Origin of the sequence: Accumulibacter sp., assembly GCF_029255285.1 — a bacterium.
GTDB lineage: Bacteria > Pseudomonadota > Gammaproteobacteria > Burkholderiales > Rhodocyclaceae > Accumulibacter.
Genome location: NZ_JAPUVI010000103.1, coordinates 1 through 3,923 on the forward strand (window position 1 = coordinate 1; position 3,923 = coordinate 3,923).

General features: G+C 60.8%; 6 protein-coding genes, 1 tRNA gene and 1 pseudogene. All 8 read left to right on the forward strand.

Annotation, left to right across the window (positions count from 1 at the left end; genetic code table 11):
* Positions 1–83, forward strand: a pseudogene (locus Q1M07_RS14775) (elongation factor Tu); the annotation flags it as partial.
* A gap of 57 nt (positions 84–140) precedes the next feature.
* Positions 141–216 (forward strand) — tRNA-Trp (locus Q1M07_RS14780).
* Between the two features lie 22 nt (positions 217–238).
* Entirely contained in the window at positions 239–592 is a 354-nt protein-coding gene (gene secE, locus Q1M07_RS14785) for a preprotein translocase subunit SecE (protein WP_300454668.1), read from the forward strand.
* Positions 589–1,122, forward strand: a complete 534-nt coding sequence (nusG, locus tag Q1M07_RS14790) for a transcription termination/antitermination protein NusG (protein ID WP_300454669.1) — start codon at positions 589–591, stop codon at positions 1,120–1,122. The genes secE and nusG overlap by 4 nt, the downstream gene beginning before the upstream one ends.
* 129 nt (positions 1,123–1,251) lie before the next feature.
* Positions 1,252–1,683, forward strand: a complete 432-nt coding sequence (gene rplK / locus Q1M07_RS14795; RefSeq protein WP_300454670.1) for a 50S ribosomal protein L11 — start codon at positions 1,252–1,254, stop codon at positions 1,681–1,683.
* A 1-nt stretch (position 1,684) separates the two neighbouring features.
* Positions 1,685–2,374 (forward strand): 50S ribosomal protein L1, encoded by a 690-nt coding sequence (rplA, locus tag Q1M07_RS14800; protein WP_300454671.1) that lies wholly within the window; start codon positions 1,685–1,687, stop codon positions 2,372–2,374.
* Between the two features lie 277 nt (positions 2,375–2,651).
* A complete protein-coding gene (gene rplJ, locus Q1M07_RS14805) occupies positions 2,652–3,149 on the forward strand; it encodes a 50S ribosomal protein L10 (RefSeq protein WP_300454672.1) in 498 nt (165 codons plus the stop codon).
* A gap of 48 nt (positions 3,150–3,197) precedes the next feature.
* The gene (rplL, locus tag Q1M07_RS14810; protein ID WP_300454673.1) at positions 3,198–3,566 is read left to right on the forward strand and encodes a 50S ribosomal protein L7/L12; all 369 of its coding nucleotides are present in this window, start codon (positions 3,198–3,200) and stop codon (positions 3,564–3,566) included.
* Positions 3,567–3,923: the final 357 nt, after the last annotated feature.

The window sequence follows — 3,923 nt, forward strand, 5'->3', positions numbered from 1 at the left end:
CCATGGAGGAAGGCTTGCGCTTTGCCATCCGCGAAGGCGGTCGCACCGTCGGCGCCGGCGTCGTCGCTAAAATCATCGAGTAGACTCCAGTCCCAGACTTGGCGGCCGCTTCTTCGCGAAGCGGCCGCAGTCTCTGCTGCAGGGGCATAGCTCAACTGGCAGAGCGTCGGTCTCCAAAACCGAAGGTTGGGGGTTCGATACCCTCTGCCCCTGCCATCACGTAACCATAGCGGACCTCATGGCCGATAAGTTCAAGTTTGCACTGGCGGTATTGCTGCTTGTGGCCGGCGTCGCTGGCTTTTACCTGCTCGCCGAGCAGCCGATGATCCTGCGCGTGCTTGCCGTACTGGCCGGCGTCGGGCTGGCTACCGCCGCCGCCTGGCAGACCGAGCCCGGGCGACTGTTCTTCGGCTTTGCCAAAGAGGCGACGACGGAAGCCAAGAAAGTGGTCTGGCCGTCGCGTAAGGAAACCATGCAGACGACCGGGCTGGTGTTCGCCTTTGTGGTGGTGATGGCGCTTTTTCTGTGGCTGACCGACAAAAGCCTCGAGTGGGTGCTGTACGACCTGGTGCTCGGGTGGAGGAAAACATGAGCATGCGCTGGTATGTCGTACACGCCTATTCCGGCTTCGAGAAGAGCGTGCAGCGCGCACTCGTCGAGCGTATTCAGCGACAAGGGATGCAGGAGTCTTTCGGTCGCATCCTCGTTCCGGTCGAGGAAGTGGTCGAACTCAAGATGGGCCAGAAGAGCATTTCCGAACGCAAGTTCTTCCCCGGCTACGTGCTGGTGGAAATGGAGATGAACGACGATTCCTGGCACCTCGTCAAGAGCACCCCGAAAGTTACCGGTTTTGTCGGTGGCACCGCCAACAAACCGTCGCCGATTTCCGAAAAGGAAGTCGCCAAAATCATGCAGCAGATGCAGGATGGCGTCGACAAGCCGCGCCCGAAGGTGCTGTTCGAACCGGGTGAGGTCGTCCGCGTCAAGGATGGCCCGTTCACCGATTTTCATGGCGCGGTCGAGCAGGTGAACTACGAGAAGAATCGCCTGCGCGTGTCGGTGACGATTTTCGGTCGTCCGACACCGGTCGAACTGGAGTTTGCGCAAGTCGAGAAAGCCTGAAGCGGCCAGTCCGTCGCGGTGCGTGGAAGATTTTTACAACGCGCCGCAATAGTGCGGCTTGCGGGCCGCGTTTGTCGTTTGGGGAGCGCCATTGCGAGCGCGTTGGAACCCGTCTAGAGGAGTCGTATCGTGGCAAAAAAGATTATCGGTTACATCAAGCTGCAGGTGCCGGCGGGGAAAGCCAATCCGTCGCCGCCGATCGGGCCGGCACTCGGCCAGCGCGGCCTGAACATCATGGAGTTCTGCAAGACCTTCAACGCACAGACGCAGGGCCTGGAGCCCGGCTTGCCGATCCCCGTCGTGATTACCGCGTTCGCCGACAAGAGTTTTACCTTCATCATGAAGACGCCGCCGGCGACCGTCCTCATCAAGAAGGCGATTGGTATCCAGAAGGGCAGTGCCAAGCCGCATACCGTGAAGGTGGGCAAGCTGACGCGGGCGCAGTGTGAAGCGATCGCTACGCAAAAGATGCCCGACCTGACCGCGGCTGATCTCGATGCCGCCGTGCGCACGATCGCCGGCAGTGCTTACACGATGGGTGTTACGGTGGAGGGCCTCTGACATGGCAAGCCTGAGCAAACGTCAAAAAGCCTTCAAGGGCAAGACCGACCGCAGCAAAAGCTTGGCGCTGGCCGACGCGCTGAAGCTGACCAAGGAACTGGCGACCGCCAAGTTCGACGAATCGATCGATATCGCCGTCTGTCTGGGAGTCGATCCTCGCAAGTCGGACCAGATCGTTCGCGGTTCGGTGGTACTGCCGGCCGGTACCGGCAAGACCATTCGCGTCGCCGTTTTCGCCCAGGGCGAGAAGGCCGTCGCAGCGCGTGAAGCCGGGGCGGACATCGTCGGCTTTGAAGATCTGGCGGCCGAGATCAAGTCCGGGGTGATCAACTTTGACCGGGTGATTGCGACGCCCGATGCCATGCGTGTCGTTGGCCAACTGGGCCAGATTCTCGGCCCACGCGGGTTGATGCCGAATCCCAAGGTCGGCACGGTGACCATGGACGTGGCGACGGCGGTCAAGAACGCGAAGGCGGGTCAGGTGCAGTATCGCACCGACAAAGGCGGCATCATTCACAGCACCGTCGGTCGCGCGTCGTTCGAGGTCGAGCAGTTGGCGATCAACGTCAAGGCTCTGGTCGATGCGCTGATCAAGGCCAAACCAGCGACTTCCAAAGGGCAATACGTGCGCCGGATCGCGCTGTCGAGCACGATGGGGCCTGGTGTTCGCGTGGATGCCGCCACGCTTTGAGGAGATTTCTGGTCGGGTCGCGCTCTCGGTGACCCGACAGCGAACTTTGTAGGGCTGTCGACAGGGCCTCTTGGCCGTGCCGGCAGATCCGTCAAAGACCGCAGGTGTCGAAGGTTTCGGCCTTGGGCTTAAGCGTGCCAACGGCCTGCGTAGACGGTGTGCCCCGAGTAGGGTTATGGAGCGTTGAGCGTCATGCTGCCAGGCCTGATCCAGGTCGCCGTGGGTGCGGCGCGTCCGACTCGACGCGCCGTGTGTTGACTTTTTGGAGGAAGGGCCTGTGGGTCTCAATCTTGAAGAAAAGAAAGCCGTCGTGGCCGAGGTGTCGGCGAGAATCGCCGCCGCCCAGACGGTCGTCGTGGCTGAGTACGCCGGCTTGCCGGTGGCTCACCTGACGCGTCTGCGGGCGCAGGCGCGCGCCTCGGGCGTCTACCTGCGTGTGCTGAAGAACACCCTGGTGCGGCGGGCGGTCGAAGGAAGTGCCTTCGCCAGCCTGGCCGAGCACATGACCGGGCCACTGATTTACAGCATCTCGGAGGACCCGGTTGCCGCCGCGAAAGTGCTCAACGACTTTGCAAAAACAAACGACAAGCTGATTCTCCGGGCTGGCAGCTATTCTGGCGAGCTACTGGACAAGGCAGGTGTGCAAGCACTGGCGTCGATTCCGAGTCGTGACGAACTGTTGGGCCAATTGCTCGGCATCATGCAGGCGCCGGTGACTGGCTTTGCCTGCGCGCTGGCCGCCTTGGCCAAGCAACGTGAAGAAGCGGTCGCCTGACCGCGCTGTCAGCTTCAACGAGTATTCAGAATTAGGAGTGTATTGATTATGGCTATTACCAAAGAAGACATTCTCGACGCCGTCGGCGCGATGACGGTCATGGAATTGAACGACCTGGTAAAGGCGTTCGAAGAAAAGTTCGGCGTTTCGGCTGCTTCGATGGCGGTCGCCGCACCGGGTGCAGCGGCTCCGGTGGTCGAGGAGCAGACCGAGTTTACCGTGATGCTGATGGCTGCCGGGGAGAAGAAGGTCGAGACGATCAAGGTCGTTCGCGCGGCTACGGGTCTCGGTCTGAAGGAAGCGAAGGATCTGGTCGACGGTGCGCCGAAGGCGGTAAAGGAGTCGATCTCCAAGGCCGACGCCGATGCGCTGCGGAAGCTGCTCGAGGATGTTGGAGCGAAGGTCGAGGTCAAGTAATTCCGGTTGCGCACGCTGGGCTGGCAGCCTTCCGGTTGTCAGCCCTTTTGTGCTTTTCCGGAAACCAGTTTTGCGTCCTGCTGTTTCCTGGACGCGATGCGTTGCCGCGTGCAAACGCAATGGCGAGTAGCGAGAGCGTACGGCTTTTCGTCCGGTTCTTCGGCAGTCTAATCACATTACGTTTGTCCGTTGCACGCCGACGAGTCCCTGGACTATCGCCGGTGCATGCTACAGGATTTGCCTTCTGAGTTCGGAGCGACCATGACCTACTCATACACCGAGAAAAAGCGTATCCGCAAGAGCTTCGCCAAGCGAGCCAGCGTTCTTGACGTTCCGTTCCTACTGGCGACTCAGCTC